Genomic DNA, 17,184 nt, shown 5'->3' on the forward strand with positions numbered 1-17,184 from the left:
GGCGCCGCGTAGCCACCAGGTTTGACCGCAACATCAAGACCTTCATGGCAACCATCGCCATCGCCGCCTTCGTCATATGGTGGCTCTAATGAGTCCGGACCCTAGTGGTCCGAATAGATTATGACATTCGAACGCAACCTGGCTTCAAGCGGTGTCGAATGTCAGAATCGGACCACTAGTTCATCGATGGACAATTTGGTGAAACCGCAGACCATTTAGCGTAAGCGCTTCGCCCGCCCACGATATCGGCCGCGCGGTTGAACGCTTCGTCCGATCCGAAATCGTCGCGCATAAAGGCAATCTCCGGCGCGATCGTCGTGGCTGAAGCAGGGGAAGCGCGGCGGCACCGGCCCGGTCCGACCCGAACCGAGACGTGCCAATTATCTCGATCCTTGGGGTCGTGATCCGGCATACACGGAAAACGCCCTAAAGAGTGAGAACCTCCAGCAGCGCCGGCCCGCTTGAGCCGATCGCAGCCTGCAGCTTTCCCGCCAGTTCTCCCGGCACGCTGGCACGATCGGCGGCGCAGCCCAGCGATCGGGCGAGCGACACGAAATCGATGCCGGGCAGCTTGGTACCCACTGGATCGACGATCTGGAAAAAGCCCGCGAACTCCTCAAGCGCGCGATATGAACCGTTGTTGATGATGATAAAGGTTACGGGCAGGCCCAGCTGGGCCGCCGAATAGAGCGCCTGGATGGCATACATGCTTGAGCCGTCTCCGATCGTGGCGATTACCCGGCGATCCGGGAAGCCCAGCGCCAAGCCGACCGCAGCCGGTAGCCCATAACCCAGTCCCCCGCTTGCACAATTGAAGAACGAGCGCTCGCGCGTGAGGCGGATCTGGTCCTGCCGGGCGGCGTGTGCCGTGGGGGCTTCATCGACGATCACGCAATCCTGCGGACGCACCTCCTCCAGCGTCTTCATCAGGAAATCGACGGAAATCTTGTCCTCCTCGGCCACGAACGAAGGTAGTGGCCGAACAGGCTCTCTCAGGGGTGGCGCGACTTTGCCGGTTCGATCGAGCAATCTCTCGATCACCGGCTTCACATTGGCGATGATCGCATCGCCGACAGCGGCGCCGGCCGCCTGATCGGGGTCCTCGGTAACCAGGATCAGCTGCGATCCGTCTGGGATATGCGGGCCCTCGCCTTCAACATGATAGCTGAAAACTGGTGCGCCGAGCACCACGATCACGTCGTGCTCGGCCAACCTGGAGACGATCCCTTCCCGCATGGGCGGCAGAAAACCGGCATGCAGCGGATGGTTTTCGGGGAACGGGCAGCGGCTTGCAAACGGAGCCACAAAAACCTTCGCGGAATATCGTTCCGCCAGTTCCACCATCAGATCGAATGCACCTTCCCGATCGACGGTTGCTCCCACGACGAACGCCGGGTTTCGGGCATGCATTAGAACGCCCGCCAGTTTATCAATACTATCGTCGTCGGGAAAGCGCACCGCCTGGATGCGACGCGCTACGAGATAGTCGGTCTGCCGATCCCAATCGTCGACCGGGACCGACACGAAGGTCGGTCCGAACGGCGGCTGCATGGCAATGTGATAAGCTCGCGCGATCGCCAGTGGTACGTCCTCGGCGCGCGCAGGCTCGACACTGTATTTGACGTATGGCTTGGGAAATTCCGTAGCCTGTGCTGCATACAAGAAGGGATCGAAAGGCAGTATTGATCGCGCCTGCTGCCCCGCGATTATGACCAGTGGAGTTTTGTTCTTCATCGCAGTGAAAACATTGCCCAGCGCATGGCCCACACCGGCAGCGGAATGAAGGTTCACGATCGAGGCATTGCGCGTTGCCTGGGCATAGCCATCGGCCATCGCTACCGCGACCATTTCTTGAAGACCGAGGACATATCGGAAATCGCTGGGAAAGTTTCGGAACATGGGCAGCTCGGTAGAACCGGGATTGCCGAATATCGTGTCGATCCCGAGCTGTCGGAAGAGATCGAACATGACATCGCGAACGCTGCTGGAACGCGCGGCGGGTGTGTGGCTCATGGCTTATCCTGTAAAGTAGGGAGAGGAGAGACGTTGGCAAGGACTACGCTGCACGCGCCGGGGCGGAGGACAAGGCGATGCTGATCACCTGCCCTTGTGTGAATTCATGCAGGCCTTCCTGGCCCAGTTCTGTGCCCAGGCCAGACTGCTTCGCGCCCCGAAACGGAACCGCCGGGTCCATCACCAGATGCGTGTTCACCCAGCTCGTACCAGTCTGCAGCCGCTCTGCGATCGCCGCAGCGCGACCGCAGTCAGCGCCCCAGACGGACCCACCCAGACCGAAGGGGCCGGCATTCGCGCGCACCACTGCATCGTCGACGTCCGTATAGCGCAAGATGGGGATGATAGGACCGAACTGCTCTTCGCGGACCAGCTCGGCGTCATCGGCGATGTCTCGAACGACGGTTGGCTCGATAAACAAGCCTTCCCCCTCGATCGCATGGCCGCCGGTCATGATTGTGCCCTCCTGCCGCGTCCGGTCTAGGAGCGCGCGCAGCTTGTCGAAGTGCGCACGGTTCTGGACAGGCCCCATCTGTACGCCGGGATCCGCCCCGTTTCCGACCACTACGGACCTGGCGATAGCGGCCATCTCGTTGCAAAACGCATCATAGTGCCGCGCGGGCACAAAGATCCGTTTGATGGCCATGCACACCTGCCCAGCATTCGCCATTGCCAGCGGAAAAATCCGCCTCGCGACATCGACCGGATCGACATCGTCCAGCACGATTGCGGCATCGTTTCCGCCCAGTTCGAGTGTGATCCGCTTGATCGTGCCGGAAGCGGAGGCCATCACCTTGCGGCCCGTGGCGGTTGAGCCAGTGAACGCGATCTTGGCGATATCAGGGTGCGACGTTATTGCCTCCCCCAGGTCGTTCTCATCGCAGATGATATTGATCACGCCGGCCGGAAGCAGCGATTGGCAGATTTCGCCGAACAGCAGGATCGTCAACGGGGTGGTCGCCGCCGGTTTAAGCAGCAACGTGTTGCCCGTTATCAGCGCGGCGCCCACCTTCCCGAGCATGAGAATGATGGGAAAGTTCCACGGCGCGATCGCGGCTACTACACCCAGCGAACGACGTCGCTCAACGACTTTCATATTGTCGTCCGCGCGGATGGTCCGGTCCTCGATGCGCATCGCCGCGGCGGCGCGAAGCAGTCCGATCCCGCCACGAACCTCGGCCATGGCTTGATCGGCGGGCTTGCCCTGCTCGCACGTTAGCAAGGCCGCGAATTCGGCCGCCCGGGCCGTCATGGCATCCGCGATCGCGGCTATCGCAGACGCGCGATCGTCTTGAGGCGTCGCACTCCAGTTCGGCCAGGCTCGCCGCGCGGCGGCTACCGCTTCGTCCAGAATGTCGCGATCAGCTTTCGGACAGAGTGCGAACGTCGCGCCCGTCGCCGGATTGACAACGGGAAATGTCGCAGCCCCGGCATGCGGCATTCCATTCAACAGCATCGAATATTTGCGCACTTAACTCTCCAATCGCCTCGCCCGCAGGGCGAATAGCCCTGCGGAGGTACATCACACCGAGCGCAGCGGCGGAAAGTGAACTTCGCGCCTCCCTGCTCACCGGATATCACCTTTATTATTCTACATGGAGTATATATTAGTCTATAACTTTCCACAATGATGATTTAGTGTAGAAGTCTCGACCCTGAGGAGAGCGTATGATCTTGATAATCGGCGGAAACGGGTTCGTGGGTCAGCATCTTGCGGCGAATCTGGCCAGGAAAAACCAGCGGGTTACGATAGCCGGGAGAAGCAGCGCCCGCTTGCCGGACATGCTCGCCCAACTGGCCGATGCAAACATCGCCGTCGACAAGGTGGACGTAACCAGCCCGTTCGATGTCATGGGCCTATTCCATCGCCACCGGCCCGAGATCGTGATCGATCTGTCCGGCCATGCGCCGAAGAAGCTGTCGCTAGGCGCCGATGTCCAGTTTCGCGTCAACTCGCTGACGAATATCCTGGAGGCGGCGCGTATCCACGTCACGGGCAAGATCGTGCTGATGAGTTCGATGGATACCTACTGGGGGCTGGACAACGATCTTGCGCCCTATCGGGAGGATATGCCGGTTCCCCTGATCGAGAACGACGATCACTTCATCGTCCAGGCATGGGCCAAGAAAACACTCGAGGTCATTGCCAATCTGTATATCCGGGAAGCGGGATCACCGATACGCATAGCACGCGCCGCTGGGGTCTATGGTCCGCTGTACCGCACGTTGATGAACGTCCCGAGCCGCCTGGCGCATGCTGCAGTGGGTCGTCTCGACCTGACCGCCACGGTCCTGCCGGCAGCGGAAGACGGCTATGATCAGATCTTTGTCGAAGACATGGTCGAAGGACTGGCCATGCTGGCCCTGGCCGACGATTTGCGCCACCGTGTTTACAACCTGGGCAGTGGCGAGGCGTACACCTATCAACGCTTTGCACAAGCTGCGATGGCGGCGCGACCGGGGTTTGCGATCTCCCTCCCCTCGCGGGCTGAAGGCGGCGGCGCGCTCATCGGGCCGGACCAGATGGCCGGGCGCTGCATCGATATCAGCCGCGCCCGGACAGAGCTGGGTTTTCAGCCGCGTTTCACGCCCGAAACCGCAATGGCGAAATACATCGCATGGCTGGAGGAGACCCCCCTCTAGCCGTTGATCCATTCGCTGAAACGGTGCCTGATGGAAAGGCGTCGCGCCACCATCGCGCCATCCGGTGTCGGCACCCCGCCTTACCGCCTAACTGGCCGCGTCCGATAGTTGGATCCGCAAATCCCGCTTCAGCAGCTTGCCGCTGGCGTTCTTGGGCAGACTGTCGACGAAACAGACCTTCTTGGGCACCTTGAACGTGGCAAGCCTCGATCGGCAGAACGCGATCACGTCCGCCGCAGACAGCGTGCTGCCCTGCTTCAACACGATCGCGGCGCAGACCATCTCGATCCAGCGATCATGAGGAATGCCCACGACGGCGACCTCGGATACTTCACCAAGCTGATAGATCACCTCTTCGACCTCGCGCGAGGAGACGTTTTCTCCCCCGGATTTGATCATGTCCTTTTTGCGATCGACGACCGTGATGAAGCCCTCGGCATCGGTGGTGGCCAGATCTCCGCTGTGGAACCAGCCCCCTGCGAAAGCCTCTTGGGTGCGCGCCGGATCACGCCAGTACCCATTAAAAAGCTGCGGCGATCGATGCACAATCTCGCCCACCTCGCCTGGTACAACATCCGCCATGGCCTCATCGACCACGCGGGTCTCGACATGAAGGACCGGCTTGCCCGCCGACCCGGCCTTCCTCTCCTGGTCCTCCGGCCTCAGCACCGCGGCGACAGGTGCGATTTCAGTCTGACCGTAGCAGTTCCACAGCCGAAGCCCCGGGACACGCGAACGCAGCTCCTTCAGTATCTCTACCGGCATAATCGACGCGCCGTAATAGCCATGGGTCAGCCGCGACAGGTCGCACGCATCGAAGAGTGGGGATCTGAGCAACGATATCCATACGGTGGGCGGCGCGAAGAACGACGTCACACCGCGCGCTGCCATCAACGGCAGCACGATATCCGGCGCGGGAGAATCGACGATGATGTTCGATGCGCCCACCTGCAGGGCAGGCCCTAGGAAAGCGTCGAGCTGGGCGCAATGAAACAAGGGCAGTGCGTTGAGTACCACCGCACGGTCCGTCCATTCGCAATCGATCACGCAGCTCTGATACTGCCACAGCACCGAGTCATGCGTCAGCATGGCACCCTTCGGACGCGATTCCGTACCGCTGGTGTAAATGATCTGCGCTAGCGAGGACGCCGAGATCGTCGTGTCAGGCATGGCAGGTGCGTCCACGAGGAATGCGGAAAAATCCCCTGCTTCCCTGTATCCGTCCCTGCCCAGGGGACCGCCCTGCATGGCAATGACCCGGTCGAGGCCGACTTGCATCGCGGCGGAGCGTCCCGCCGCCGCGCAATGATGATCGACGAAGAGGATCGTCGGCTCGCAATTGCTGAGGATGAAGGCGACCTCGTCGCTCGTCAGCATGAAATTTATCGGAACCAATACCGCGCCGCACCTTGCGACCGCAAACCTCAAGGCGACGAACCAGTGGCTGTTCCGCGAAAGTAGCGCTACGCGGTCTCCGGGGCAGATTCCATCTGCAGCGAGGTTAGCGGCGATCCGGTCTACGAGCGCGACCAGCGCCGAATAGGTCCAGCTTTTCTCGCCATAGGTGATCGCCATCTTTTGCGGAAAGCGGTGGGCGGTCCGGTAAAGCATGTCGGCCAGGGTCTGCCGGCGCGGCGCGGCTGCAACTCCCGATCCGGGGACCAGACATTCGTCGCGTGCGCGACTCTGATTCGCACCATATTCAAGCGTGTTGGCCGGCATCAGCGTTCCTCCAAGCGAGCAAACTCACGCCGCAGCGAGCGGGCTGCCACGAAAAATGCGCCCGTGCCGATCGCGCAGCCCACGAAGGCGACCCCCATTAGGCCCGCGCTCAGTTCTCCATAAGCCTGCGGGAATATCCGCCCCAGCATGGGTACGAGCGCCGGCCCCAAGCCAAGCCCTATGCCACTGACGCAGATTAACAGTAGCGAGGTGACGGTCGCCCGCATCGATCCTGGCACAGTGGACTGGATTAGAACGAGAATGGCGTTGGTGATGCCCACCAGCAGGAAGGCTCCCATCGTGGATAGGATCAGGAAGGAATGTGCATTGCCCGATATCGTCGACAGCACCACCAAGATCCCGGCGGCAATGACGCCCGTCGCCGGCAACAGACTTGCTACCGTAATATTGCGCGCGGCCACAATCCGGATCACGAAGGGGACGATGATCGTTCCGCCGACCGCCGATACAAACTGCGAGAGGCCCAGCCAGCTTCCTGCCTCTGCGCTCGCCAACCCGAAACTTCTGCTGAGATGGGCGGCCGACCATGCGATAAGTGCATAGCTGATCAATTGCGCCGCGCCAGCACCAGCGAACAGGCCGCCATACAAAGCGCGCTCCTTCCGCAGAAACCGGAACACGTCGCCCATCGATACCTTTGCCTCTAACTCGGAACGCGAGGGTTCGCGCGCGATAAACGCAAAGGCGACGGTGAGGGCGATCCCCGGCATTCCCACGATCATCAATGCCAGGCGCCACGCCGACATACCCATCGATGCTTGTGCCTGTTCCGCCCAGGCGATGACACCGGCACCGGCGATAAAAGCTATGGATGCTCCCATCATACCCATGGCGCTGAGCAGCGTCCCGGCGATCATTCGCCGCCGCGGAGGAAAAGCATCGGTCAGGAGCGAGAATGCCGCAGGGGTAAGCGCGGCTTCGCCCGTGGCAAGACCGATCCGCAGCAATGCCAGCGTCGCATAATTCGTCGCGAATGCAGAACCGATCGTACATAGCGACCAGAACACTACCCCGGCGATGATCAGCCGCTTGCGATTATGGTTGTCTGCAAGGCGCGCAAGGGGAATGCCCATAAGCGCATAGAACACCGCGAAGAAAGTTCCGAACAGAAGTCCGAGCTGGACGTCGTTCAGGTGGAGATCAGCCTTCAGTGGCGCTACCAAAAGGGCCAAAATGAAGCGGTCGACGAACGATACCATCCAAAGCAGGCCAAGAATGACCAGCATCGCCCATGCCCGCCACTCCGATCTGCCATCGGAGTATCTCGGCGCCACGGCAGCTACTTCAGACATCCATTAATCCTCGCCGCTCAAATCTGTCTTGTAATTTTTGAAGCGCTGGCTAGCTTTCCTACAGACTTCGCCGGATACCTCGTTGATGGGTATCTCCATTAGATCCTGCCCAGCGATGATACGTCCCCGGAACGCCTCGCCAACTCCGTTTACGAAGGCCGACGAGTCCTTTCCGGTGTTCGGAACGAAATGCGTGAGGATCACTGTTTTGACTTTCGCGTTGGCGGCGATCTTACCGAGCATGTCGGCTTGAATATGCGTCTCAAGCATATGCTGGATGGTTCCGGCCGCTCGTTCGGGGCTGTAATTGTACTTTTTTGCCCTTGCATTAACGAATTGCCGTGTCGCCACCGGATCCAGCACTTCCGAAACCAAGAAATCAGCATTCTGCGCTGCCCGTTGAATCACCTCATCTGCACCGGAATCGCCTGTTATAGTAATGACACGGCCCCTTGTCTCAATTCTATAGGACAGCGACTGATCGCGGCCATAAGCGACTGTACCAGGCTTGAGATGCGCAAAATGAGTGTTCTCGTAGGCACGCACCTTCATCCGTTCGTCCTCGAACACTACACCGCCGGGCGCAACCTCGCGCACGATCACGTCCTTGTCCATGCGGAGAGGCTGTCGCATGACTTCCGAATTGAATATCTCGATACTGTGCCGAAAGGCGGCCAAAGATTCCGTTACGACTTCCCGCGTTCCCTTGGGTCCGACGATCTCAATCGGTCTAGGCAGATCGGCAAACCAGGCGGTTGCCAGGAACAAGCCAAGATCTCCCGTATGATCGAAGTGATTGTGGGTAATAAAAACGTGGCGGACTGCATTGGCCGGAAAGCCCGCTTCCGCAAGCCGACGGACACTTCCGTCGCCCACATCAAACAAATAGGGAGTGCCGCCGATCACCAGCGCGGTTGCGGCTTGGGCACGAACGGCGGAAGGCGTGGGCCCCCCCGCCGTTCCTAGCAGAACGATCCGGTCGGTTTCCGGACCGCATATCCTCGTCGTTTCGAGCTGCGGTGCGGCTGCAGTGGCGGTGAGAACGAGCAGGCCAGCTAGAAGGCTCACCACTTGAAGCCCAGCGTAAACCCGTAGGTCCGGGGCGGCGCAGCCACGACCAAGTTGCCCAAGGTGCTTTCTGACCAAGCGGTATAGTTGATCGTATTGGTCAAATTGCGCCCCCAAATGCGGGCGTACCAACCATTGTCCGACGTATAGCTGATCTGGCCGGCCAGGGTGGAATAGGCGGGCTGCACAGTGCGATTATCAGGGTCGAAGAAGAACTTGGCGCTGTGAAAGAACGTCGCACTGAGATCGATGTGGCCCGCCGAGAGTGGAACATTATAATTCGCGGTCGTGCTGAACGTATACTTCGGCGAGCGGATCGTCGTGTTGCCCGTGGCGTCGCCGTCCGTCTGGATCAGGCCCCCCGCCGGGTTAGGCGAGAAGAATGCCGCGTTTGGATAGTCCGAATATTCACCGTCAAGATAGGACGCGGCTGTACGCAATTCGAATTTGTCGTCCGCGAACGCCGGAACCCATGTCAGTTCAAGGTCTCCCCCCTTGATCGTGGCGGCAGCCGCATTGACGAGAATGGGATTTCCAGGAGCGGAACGGAACAGCTGAATCTCCGAATATTTGTAAAGGAACGCCGCCCCGTTGACACGCAACTGTCGATCGGCGGTTTCAGCCTTCAGTCCAACTTCAAAAGCATCTAGGCTTTCCGGTTTAACAGGCGGGTTACTAAAACTGTTCACGTTATACTGGCCCGCTTTATAGCCACGGCTGTAGCTGGCATATAGCATCACGCGATCGGCGAGATCCTGATCGATCGCAAGGCGCCACGTCGGCTTCTTGAAGGTGACGTTTTGCTTCGCCTGCGCGACGACCGATCCTTGCGGCCCCCGCGAGTTCCCCATCGCGGCGATGTCTCGACCGACGATGGAAACATTGTCGATAGAGTAGCGCAATCCGGCAGTAATGCGCGTTGTCGGGGTAACCGAAGCCGTCGCTTGGGCAAAGGCGGCATAGGAGTCGGTGCCTTGCGTCGCGTAGCGATCCACGCGAAGCGTCGCAATGGCATCGCTGCGAATGGTGATCGGCGTCGTCTTCGCGTTAGAGGTAAAGAAGAATATCCCTGCGGTGAAATCCAGCCAGTCGTTGCCACCGCCTAGCGTGAACTCCTGCTGAAATGTATCGGTCTTCTCACCGAATACCGCGTCTACGCGAGGAATGGGCGTTGCATCCTGGTCAAAATTCGCAACGCTTTTGACATTCCGATATGCCGATGTGCTCGTGAACTTGATATCGCCGAACTTTTGCTCAATACGCAGGCTGGCGCCCCATTGGGAGGCGTCCGCTTTTGACGGCAGGTTCGCCTGGGTATCCCAAAGGGTGCCGCGCGCTGGCGTTGCGCCGACGCCCAACGACCCCGGTAGAATGGCCCGAATATGACCGCTGTCATTGGAATTCTGGGAATAATCGGCAGCCAGGACGATCCGCGTATCATCGCCCGGCGTCCATAACCACTTATTGCGCACCGCGAACTCGCGCCTATAGTTTGCATCGCCGCCCAGCGTCAGGTTCTTACCAAAACCTTTGCCTTGATAAGTGCCAAAGGCGCTAAAATCGGCAGCAAGGTTGCTGGACAGCCCGGAGGTCACATAGAGTGAACCAGTCCCAGTTTGGTAATTTCCATACCCCGCGCTCACTTCGCCGGATGGCGTAAACGAGGGATCGCGCGTGATGACGTGAATGAGGCCGCCGGTCGCGTTGCGCCCAAACAGCGTTCCCTGCGGCCCCTTGATGACTTCGACCCGCGCGATGTTGTTCAGCGCAAAGAAGCCTGCCGCTGGTGCTTGGTAATAAACGCCATCAACATAGATCGCGACGCTGGATGAGCCACCGGGATCACCCGATTGGGTGCCAACGCCGCGAAGATAAGGCGTAACCGAAGCACGATTGGTGTTCATCACCAAGCCGGGCGAAACGGATCCCAACGTGCCGATATCGCTTACCCCGGACTTGACGAGGCTTTCAGCCGAGACCGCGGTCACGGCGACCGGCACGGATTGTAGCGACTGTTCGCGACGCTGGGCGGTAACTACAATGTCCTCGACGCCACTCTGGCTGGATGGCGCATCCTCCGACGGAGCAGCTTGTTGTGCCGATTGCGCAAAGGCGCTTGCGGCGATGGTCAGTGACGACGCGGAACACAACATGAATGCGCAACGGATAAGTTTCATAACACCTCCCCAGGTTTGTACATTATGCCGCCATCTAGATGGTCGATCGGTTCAGATGTCAATATAAAACATTCCATCTGGATCACTTATATGCCGCCAATTATGGCATTCGGTAAATTCATTATGTGCAAAAGAGTGGTGTAAATGAGTTAGATTTCTGCCGTTTGGACCGGCCTACGCGGGTTATGTGGCCCCCCCCCCCGACGCGAGTGAGAAAAGTTTGGGGAGTGCTGTCAAAGGCTTGGCCCGCCCCTTTTGCCCGTCATGCTTGGGCTGTCTCGCGGATCAGCAAGCTCTCTCCATTTCGTTCGATCGTTAGCGATCGTTCTTCGTGCAGATCCACTTGCCGACATATTCCTCGCTGGCCTGTCCCAGGGTCCGAGTCCGAGTTCGGCTCCTCGTCGCCGGCGAGGAGCCGATGAGCTCAAATTTCAGTGTTCTCGGCAAGGGCGAGCGCGTCTTCCACGTCGATCCCGAGATAGCGAACTGTATTCTCGATCTTGCTATGTCCTAGAAGAATCTGGACAGCGCGCAGATTGCCGGTCGCCCTGTAGATGATCGATGCCTTCGTTCGCCGAAGTGAATGAGTGCCATAGTCGCTTCGCATCAAGCCGACCCCCGTTACCCATTCATCTACGAGCCGGGCATATTGGCGGGTACTGAGATGGCCGTTGTGGTCTACACGACTGGGAAAGACATAATCGTCCACCGTGCCGCCTCGACGTTCAAGCCATGCCAATAGGCTGGTCCGTGCGTCTGGCAACAGTTCGAACTGAACAGGTCGACCCGTCTTTTGCTGCATCACGATTGCGCGCGTCCGTATCTGCCCACCGCTGACAAGGTCACCGATTTTCATCCGAACGAGATCGCAACCGCGCAGCTTGCTGTCGATCGCGAGATCGAACAGCGCCCGGTCTCGCAGGCGCCGCCCCTGATTGAGGTAAAATCGGATTTCCCATATCTGCTTCGGTTTCAGGGCACGCTTGGCGCCGACGGTCCTTCCCGCATTGGCTTTGCGGTCTCATGCTCGTTGCGCCTTCGGGTCTTGCGAAAGGGCGAATCTGTTTCGCTGTCGTGCTGGAATAGCCTGAAGAACTGGCGCGTGCCACGCCTCGTATGGAGGGCGAGCGCCGTGGCTGCTGCGAGACGTGCGCCTAACCGCTTGATCAGCGATTCAACGTCCTTTACTTGCGATCTGGCGCCAGGAAGCTGCCAAGCCGCAACCCAGTTAAAGCCGCATTTCAGGCTCAGCGGACCGTTCGTGGAGTGACGGGTTTTGGCGATGAACCTACCCTTGAAACCTTCGTGCGGGAACGACCGCAAAGTCCCAGACCCAGTCGGACGCGACCTGTAACGATGTAAGTTTCCCGGCGCGGACGCGAAAAGGTGACGCTATAGCTATCTGCTGAAAGCGCAGTGCTGTCGGGGCCCTGCATATTAAAAAAAAGGTGCTTGCTTCATTGCAGTGCTTTGCGGTCTTTGAAAGACCGCCGGCTTGCCAGGAACCTTTCGATTATGGGGCAACCCCTTGCCAGCAGGGTTCAGCGAGGGGGCTATCACACCGCCCATTACCTCATCGCTGGTCAATCCTGCCGAACGCTTCTTGCGCCTTTTGTCGCATTCACGATTGGGGCTGTTGAACGCCGCCGATAGATGGGGCCGTGCTCATCAAAGAACGCAGCCCCATCCACACATGGGCAGTTATCGCAGTCGCTGGGGACCGCTCACGATTTCACGGTACTCTGGCCGTTTGCGCTTTGAGGCACGCGGCAGCACGGGAGGGATGTCGTCCGAAAAGATGCCCGGTGGCTCTTCAGCGGGAGGCAGCCTGAAACAAAAAAGCCGACGCCGCTCCATGCCCGGTGCGAGCGATGCCTTTCGCTGGCGATGACGACCGTCACCGAGCACTAGGATATCGCAGGCATCAGGGGCGTTCAGAATGGCAGGCCAGTCCGTTAGCAGCGTCGCCGCAACCTCGGGCGTCATACGGACTTCTCGACCGGCCTTGGCGTCCCTGACGGTTGCTCCAAGTTCCAGGGCACGCGCAGTTTGAGCTGCCCGGTCCGATCCATCGCTGACGGCCAAGATCGAACCGGCGTCGATATGCTGCTGGAGCTGCTCAGCCAGCGGTGCACTGTATTTCACGTCACCCCGATGCAGCTGAAAGCAGTCAAGCGCACTTGCCAGGCAGTTCCACGTCTTCGGCAGCACTCCGCGCCGCTGGGCATAGCGACCTGCCGCGTAGCATGCCCCAAAAACCTTGGCCGCCCGGCTACCTTGAACCAAACCGAAGCGATCCTCGACCGCAGTGAGGAATTCACCTTGCAGGTCACCTAGCGTTCGCTGGAGCGTTACGGCTTCGTCGGACGAGGGGTTGGGTAAGGCTTTCACCAAGCGCCGGAACGCCGTGCCATGTTCCGCCCGGATCGTGCTGCGAAGGTGATCCGCGAATGCTGCGCCGCTGCGGTGAGCAGCGGGCAACGGATCGAGTATGCCACGGCCACCGCCTGCTGACAGGTTGAGGGTGATCAAAGCGTCGGTGCTGCCGAAGGGCACGCTGGCGGTTGGCCGGATGCTGCGCGACGCGGTCAAGATGGCGACGGTTTTCACACCGAGGTCATGACCTTCGCGACCCCAGAGCGGTAGCTGATGCGCTAACGTGTTGTACACCTTGCTGCGTTCCTTGGGCGTCGCCAGGTCGATGTAGGCATCAACTCCGTCCAAGATCAGCGGGTGATGGCGATGCCGCTGCGCTACCCATCGTTCATCCTGCATCAGCGTACGGAGCGGCACGGCGAAGCTTTCGCTGGTCGCCAGGCCGGTCCCGCCCACAACGGCAGCGGCAAGCTGGGTAATGATGGACAACTCGCCGTCGTCGGGGTCGATCACCTCCAAGGCGAAGGGTTCGACCAACGGCATGTACGGCATCAACGGCGGCAACAGGCAGGCCATGATGACCACCATGGGCACACTCAGGCCGGTCAGCTCGCCTGCGACGTCCTTGCGCCAAATATGAAAGCTACCTCCTTGACCACAGCGGCGGGGTTCAGCATCGAACGCCACCACAATTTCCGTGCCGGTCGGTTCATGAACGACATCACCGGACATCAGGACGAAGCAAGGTCCGATCCATCCGGGCGCCTCAGGCACTAGCGACGTCGTAATCGGCTCTGCAGCGTTGATCCTGTCGGTCAACGCCTGCTTGGCCGCCTTGTTCTCGAGACGAATACCCACGCGGGCCAGTCGATCAGACAACTTCAGCCCCATAAAGGACGTGATCGGCTCGACGATGGACCCCGAACCCTGCCACAGCTGGACATACAGCTTGCCGGAAACGGCCTGGTACACGCGCACCTCGCTGACCTCAGCCATGATCCACCCCCTGCCCCATCAGGGTTTTGCGGTTGAGGGTCGCGGGGCGAAAATGGCCCCACTGCCCCACGTCCCACCGCTTTTGCGATGAAAACGCACCGGATTTTCCGGATACTTCGGCAAAACGGAAGCCTATATGATGGTCCGCCTTGTGTTGTACGACTGTTACAGCCTCTTCAGCCCCTACATGGGGGTTACATCCGGATCCTACCGGCTTTATAGATACCTTGATCATGTCATTTTTACTCATAATTAGTGTTAGACCCTGCGGCGGATACCGCCTGCGGTTAGGGTGAGACCTTGGGTGATCAGCAGATCAGAAACCCTCCACCTGTCCATCCACAGAAGCCAGTGGGTCAGGTGGGGCTGTGGGACACGCCTTGTGGACGTACCGGTCTCCACTGTCCCGTCTTCACCGATGTACGTGCTCACGCTAAAGACGCGGAACTTGGTGGCATAGGTCATGGGGTCAGGCAGATTGTCCCTGACACGCTTAACCTGCACCCGGTCGATATCACGGCGACCCTCTTCATGGGCACCAGAGCGCCCCGGTGCGTACGGCCCCAAGCCCCGCAGGCGCTCCATTGCCGCAACCTTGCCACCCGACACGATCAAATGATGGTGGAAGTCATACCCCCCACGCCGGCTGTCGAATTCGGCATCCAAAGTGCCATACAGCCAACCGTCCGCCGCCGTGACACCGGCCCGGTTGAGATCGTTGATCAGGCGCTTGTTCAGATTGCGGGGATTGACCCCCACCAACCGATCCGCCGGCACCCACATATGTCGCCGAAGCAGGGTGACAAACGCCACCGGGCTGTTCGCCGGATCTTCCACCAGCGGCCACATATTGCCCACTATCCGCTGTCGGATTGCTCTGGCGTAGACGCTGCTGGCAAGGGTTGCAGGTGGCGTCCGAGGGCGATCAACCGCCTGCAGCAGCTTCAACCGCAGTCCTTCAGCCGCAGCGCGGTCACGCGGATCAAGCTTGGGTATCCATCGCCGGATAGCTTTGGCGCAATGGCCATCTTCGGCCCGGCTTTCCGCCAAGGTTTCAAAGCCGATGACGCCATCGCTTCGACGGGTATCCTCGCCCGGGCGGAACCCGGGACGAGGACGAGGGAGACTTTCCCAGCTGCGGCCGCTCATGATGCAGACTTCCCAGTGCCCACAGCATCTGCCGAGGGGTCTGTGGTCGCCCGCTTGTCGGGGTCATCCTGCTCGTGCTGGGGAACCATCATCTCCACGCCATCGAAGATGGAATCGAGGTCATGAACGCCCAAATCGGCATTGGTAGCGGAAGACGAAGCCTTGGGCTTGCGCTCGGGCCGCCGCTTGCCGTTGGACAACCCGGTACCATCGGCCGTGTTGAACCATCTGTTGACGCGGGATTTAGGTCTGCCGGTACGCCTGGTGCGAGGGGGAAGAGTAGATTTTGCCATGGATGTTTTGCCTTCGATCGACGCAGGAAGGCATCTCCAGGGCATCAATTTGCCCTAGAAGGATGCTTCCTGTGCCGGTGATGTGGTGACGTGGTTACGCGCAGGGCATGAGCCCTGCTGCGCTGCGATGCCTATTCCGTTCCGTGCTGGGCAAAAGCGTGAATTGACGCCAATGTCACAAGAGTCTTCCTGTTTGCCTTAACTCTAATAAGTGAATTTCGCTTAAGAAGTTGAAAAAGCAAGGTTTTTTTGATATCCAGCATTTCGCAGGCGGTGCGCGTGCTCACCGTCAGCCGACTTGGTGTCTCGCCTCTTGAAGATTTCAGCGCGTCCCCCTTTACAGCTTGCCGCCGGCCAGAATCACTGACACCGGTTTCTTCGTTCGCGTCGCTACCCTGGCTGGGTGGGAGTTTCCGAGCCGGGTGTTGCCTGTGCGTGGGCATGATCTTTCTCCTAGATAGGTCGACGAAAGCCTTCTCCCGGCTTGGTAAAAGCCGAACAGTAAGCTAAGTCTGCTTATTCGCAGACTCCAGTCGCTTTTAAAGGCGACTTAAACGGGTTGTCAACTGGGGAGAAAAAATATGATCCGCTTGCCTGCATCGCTAACTACCGGACCCAATCGGTTTCGTGAGTTCGATCAGCTTTCCGACTCGATGATCGAAGAATGGATGCACCGGAAATCGTCTGGCTCGAGTGCATCGCCATCGGAGTCTGCCGCTGGATATCTGAAGCGAGAAAGCTACCGAATCATTAGTCACTACATCTCACAAGGTAGAACGAGAATTTTCGAGGAAGTCATTCGTCGAGACGGTCGCGCTTTAACATCACGGGTGCGGCTCGATGAGAACCCGTTTCATTTCGGCTTACTAGCGCTATTTTCAGATGACGAAGTCATGAGCAAACAGGATAGAAGCACTTTTTCCAGTCAAATGCTTTATGCTTACCATCACTCTATCCCTCCTAGATTGCTCGTCGGCTTTATTTACCAAGCCGGCGCAAAAGGAGAGATCAAGAGAAAGTTGACGGAAGGATGTATTGAGCCTGGATTCGAGAACGTCTATAAACCTGATGTATCCAATGTTATTGCCGATTAGCCTCTCGGCCGATCGCTTCGATATCCGTGAGGGGGGCGCCCATTTTATCGAACTGAAAGGTTGGGTGCCGGCCAGCCAACAGGGGCGCCAACGGAAACGTATCGTAGCTGCCGCCATGAACTGTGACCGGTATGTCAGCCAGCGCAGCGTCGAGGATGTCGCACACGGCATCCGCATCCATACCGACCGCCCGGTCGTCATATGCCAAGCCATGGATTTGCTGCGAGCCCGTATTCTACTGCGGGTCGGAAGCCACGCGCGCCGGGACTGGATCAGTGTCGTGAATCGCAAGACGGCCCGCCAGGCGTCCCGACGAAAAAGGCAACTTCGATCGGGAAGC

12 protein-coding genes and 1 pseudogene are annotated in these 17,184 nt (G+C 59.2%); 2 read left to right on the forward strand and 11 right to left on the reverse strand.

Annotation, left to right across the window (positions count from 1 at the left end; all coding sequences use genetic code 11):
- Positions 1–426 precede the first annotated feature (426 nt).
- A complete protein-coding gene (gene mdlC, locus ASE49_RS14380) occupies positions 427–2,013 on the reverse strand; it encodes a benzoylformate decarboxylase (RefSeq protein ID WP_056773995.1) in 1,587 nt (528 codons plus the stop codon).
- Between the two features lie 43 nt (positions 2,014–2,056).
- Complete coding sequence (locus tag ASE49_RS14385; RefSeq protein WP_056773998.1) at positions 2,057–3,469, reverse strand: aldehyde dehydrogenase family protein; 1,413 nt, start codon at positions 3,467–3,469, stop codon at positions 2,057–2,059.
- Between the two features lie 212 nt (positions 3,470–3,681).
- Between ASE49_RS14385 and ASE49_RS14390 the strand changes: the two genes are divergently transcribed.
- Complete coding sequence (locus ASE49_RS14390; RefSeq protein ID WP_056774001.1) at positions 3,682–4,656, forward strand: NAD-dependent epimerase/dehydratase family protein; 975 nt, start codon at positions 3,682–3,684, stop codon at positions 4,654–4,656.
- 87 nt (positions 4,657–4,743) lie between these two features.
- Here ASE49_RS14390 and ASE49_RS14395 read toward each other — a convergent pair whose 3' ends face one another.
- The 8 genes and pseudogenes from ASE49_RS14395 to ASE49_RS14430 form a co-directional block, all read right to left on the reverse strand.
- On the reverse strand, positions 4,744–6,378 hold the full coding sequence (locus ASE49_RS14395; RefSeq protein ID WP_082456490.1) for a fatty acyl-CoA synthetase: 1,635 nt from the start codon (positions 6,376–6,378) through the stop codon (positions 4,744–4,746).
- Positions 6,378–7,691: an MFS transporter gene (locus ASE49_RS14400; RefSeq protein ID WP_082456491.1), complete on the reverse strand. Its 1,314-nt coding sequence runs from the start codon at positions 7,689–7,691 to the stop codon at positions 6,378–6,380. The genes ASE49_RS14395 and ASE49_RS14400 overlap by 1 nt, the downstream gene beginning before the upstream one ends.
- A 3-nt stretch (positions 7,692–7,694) precedes the next feature.
- A complete protein-coding gene (locus tag ASE49_RS14405; protein WP_162234255.1) occupies positions 7,695–8,759 on the reverse strand; it encodes an MBL fold metallo-hydrolase in 1,065 nt (354 codons plus the stop codon).
- On the reverse strand, positions 8,756–10,936 hold the full coding sequence (locus ASE49_RS14410) for a TonB-dependent receptor (RefSeq protein ID WP_056774008.1): 2,181 nt from the start codon (positions 10,934–10,936) through the stop codon (positions 8,756–8,758). Before ASE49_RS14410 ends, ASE49_RS14405 begins: the two co-directional genes overlap by 4 nt.
- 424 nt (positions 10,937–11,360) lie before the next feature.
- Positions 11,361–11,945, reverse strand: a pseudogene (locus tag ASE49_RS14415) (tyrosine-type recombinase/integrase); the annotation flags it as partial.
- Positions 11,946–12,637: 692 nt separating this feature from the next.
- Positions 12,638–14,308, reverse strand: coding sequence for a DUF927 domain-containing protein (locus ASE49_RS14420; protein ID WP_056774010.1), 1,671 nt, complete (start codon positions 14,306–14,308; stop codon positions 12,638–12,640).
- Between the two features lie 258 nt (positions 14,309–14,566).
- Positions 14,567–15,457, reverse strand: a complete 891-nt coding sequence (locus ASE49_RS18330) for a hypothetical protein (RefSeq protein ID WP_156370320.1) — start codon at positions 15,455–15,457, stop codon at positions 14,567–14,569.
- On the reverse strand, positions 15,454–15,750 hold the full coding sequence (locus ASE49_RS14430) for a hypothetical protein (RefSeq protein WP_156370321.1): 297 nt from the start codon (positions 15,748–15,750) through the stop codon (positions 15,454–15,456). Before ASE49_RS14430 ends, ASE49_RS18330 begins: the two co-directional genes overlap by 4 nt.
- Positions 15,751–16,331: 581 nt before the next feature.
- On the opposite strand from ASE49_RS14430, the gene ASE49_RS18335 reads away from it, so the two are divergent.
- Positions 16,332–16,844, forward strand: coding sequence for a hypothetical protein (locus tag ASE49_RS18335; RefSeq protein ID WP_156370322.1), 513 nt, complete (start codon positions 16,332–16,334; stop codon positions 16,842–16,844).
- On the opposite strand, the gene ASE49_RS14435 is transcribed toward ASE49_RS18335, so the two are convergent.
- Positions 16,831–17,052 (reverse strand): hypothetical protein, encoded by a 222-nt coding sequence (locus ASE49_RS14435; RefSeq protein ID WP_156370323.1) that lies wholly within the window; start codon positions 17,050–17,052, stop codon positions 16,831–16,833. The two genes, ASE49_RS18335 and ASE49_RS14435, sit on opposite strands and share 14 nt — an antisense overlap.
- Positions 17,053–17,184 lie beyond the last annotated feature (132 nt).

Source organism: Novosphingobium sp. Leaf2 (assembly GCF_001421325.1).
GTDB lineage: Bacteria > Pseudomonadota > Alphaproteobacteria > Sphingomonadales > Sphingomonadaceae > Novosphingobium.

What these genes read in the sequence shown, in the direction of transcription:
- ASE49_RS18335 (WP_156370322.1), top strand. Translation starts at nt 16,332, where the DNA reads ATGATCCGCTTGCCTGCATCGCTAACTACCGGACCCAATCGGTTTCGT.
- ASE49_RS14385 (WP_056773998.1), bottom strand. Translation starts at nt 3,469, where the DNA reads ATGCTGTTGAATGGAATGCCGCATGCCGGGGCTGCGACATTTCCCGTT.
- ASE49_RS14420 (WP_056774010.1), bottom strand. Translation starts at nt 14,308, where the DNA reads ATGGCTGAGGTCAGCGAGGTGCGCGTGTACCAGGCCGTTTCCGGCAAG.
- mdlC (WP_056773995.1), bottom strand. Translation starts at nt 2,013, where the DNA reads ATGAGCCACACACCCGCCGCGCGTTCCAGCAGCGTTCGCGATGTCATG.
- ASE49_RS14390 (WP_056774001.1), top strand. Translation starts at nt 3,682, where the DNA reads ATGATCTTGATAATCGGCGGAAACGGGTTCGTGGGTCAGCATCTTGCG.
- ASE49_RS14395 (WP_082456490.1), bottom strand. Translation starts at nt 6,378, where the DNA reads ATGCCGGCCAACACGCTTGAATATGGTGCGAATCAGAGTCGCGCACGC.
- ASE49_RS18330 (WP_156370320.1), bottom strand. Translation starts at nt 15,457, where the DNA reads ATGAGCGGCCGCAGCTGGGAAAGTCTCCCTCGTCCTCGTCCCGGGTTC.
- ASE49_RS14430 (WP_156370321.1), bottom strand. Translation starts at nt 15,750, where the DNA reads ATGGCAAAATCTACTCTTCCCCCTCGCACCAGGCGTACCGGCAGACCT.
- ASE49_RS14410 (WP_056774008.1), bottom strand. Translation starts at nt 10,936, where the DNA reads ATGAAACTTATCCGTTGCGCATTCATGTTGTGTTCCGCGTCGTCACTG.
- ASE49_RS14400 (WP_082456491.1), bottom strand. Translation starts at nt 7,691, where the DNA reads ATGTCTGAAGTAGCTGCCGTGGCGCCGAGATACTCCGATGGCAGATCG.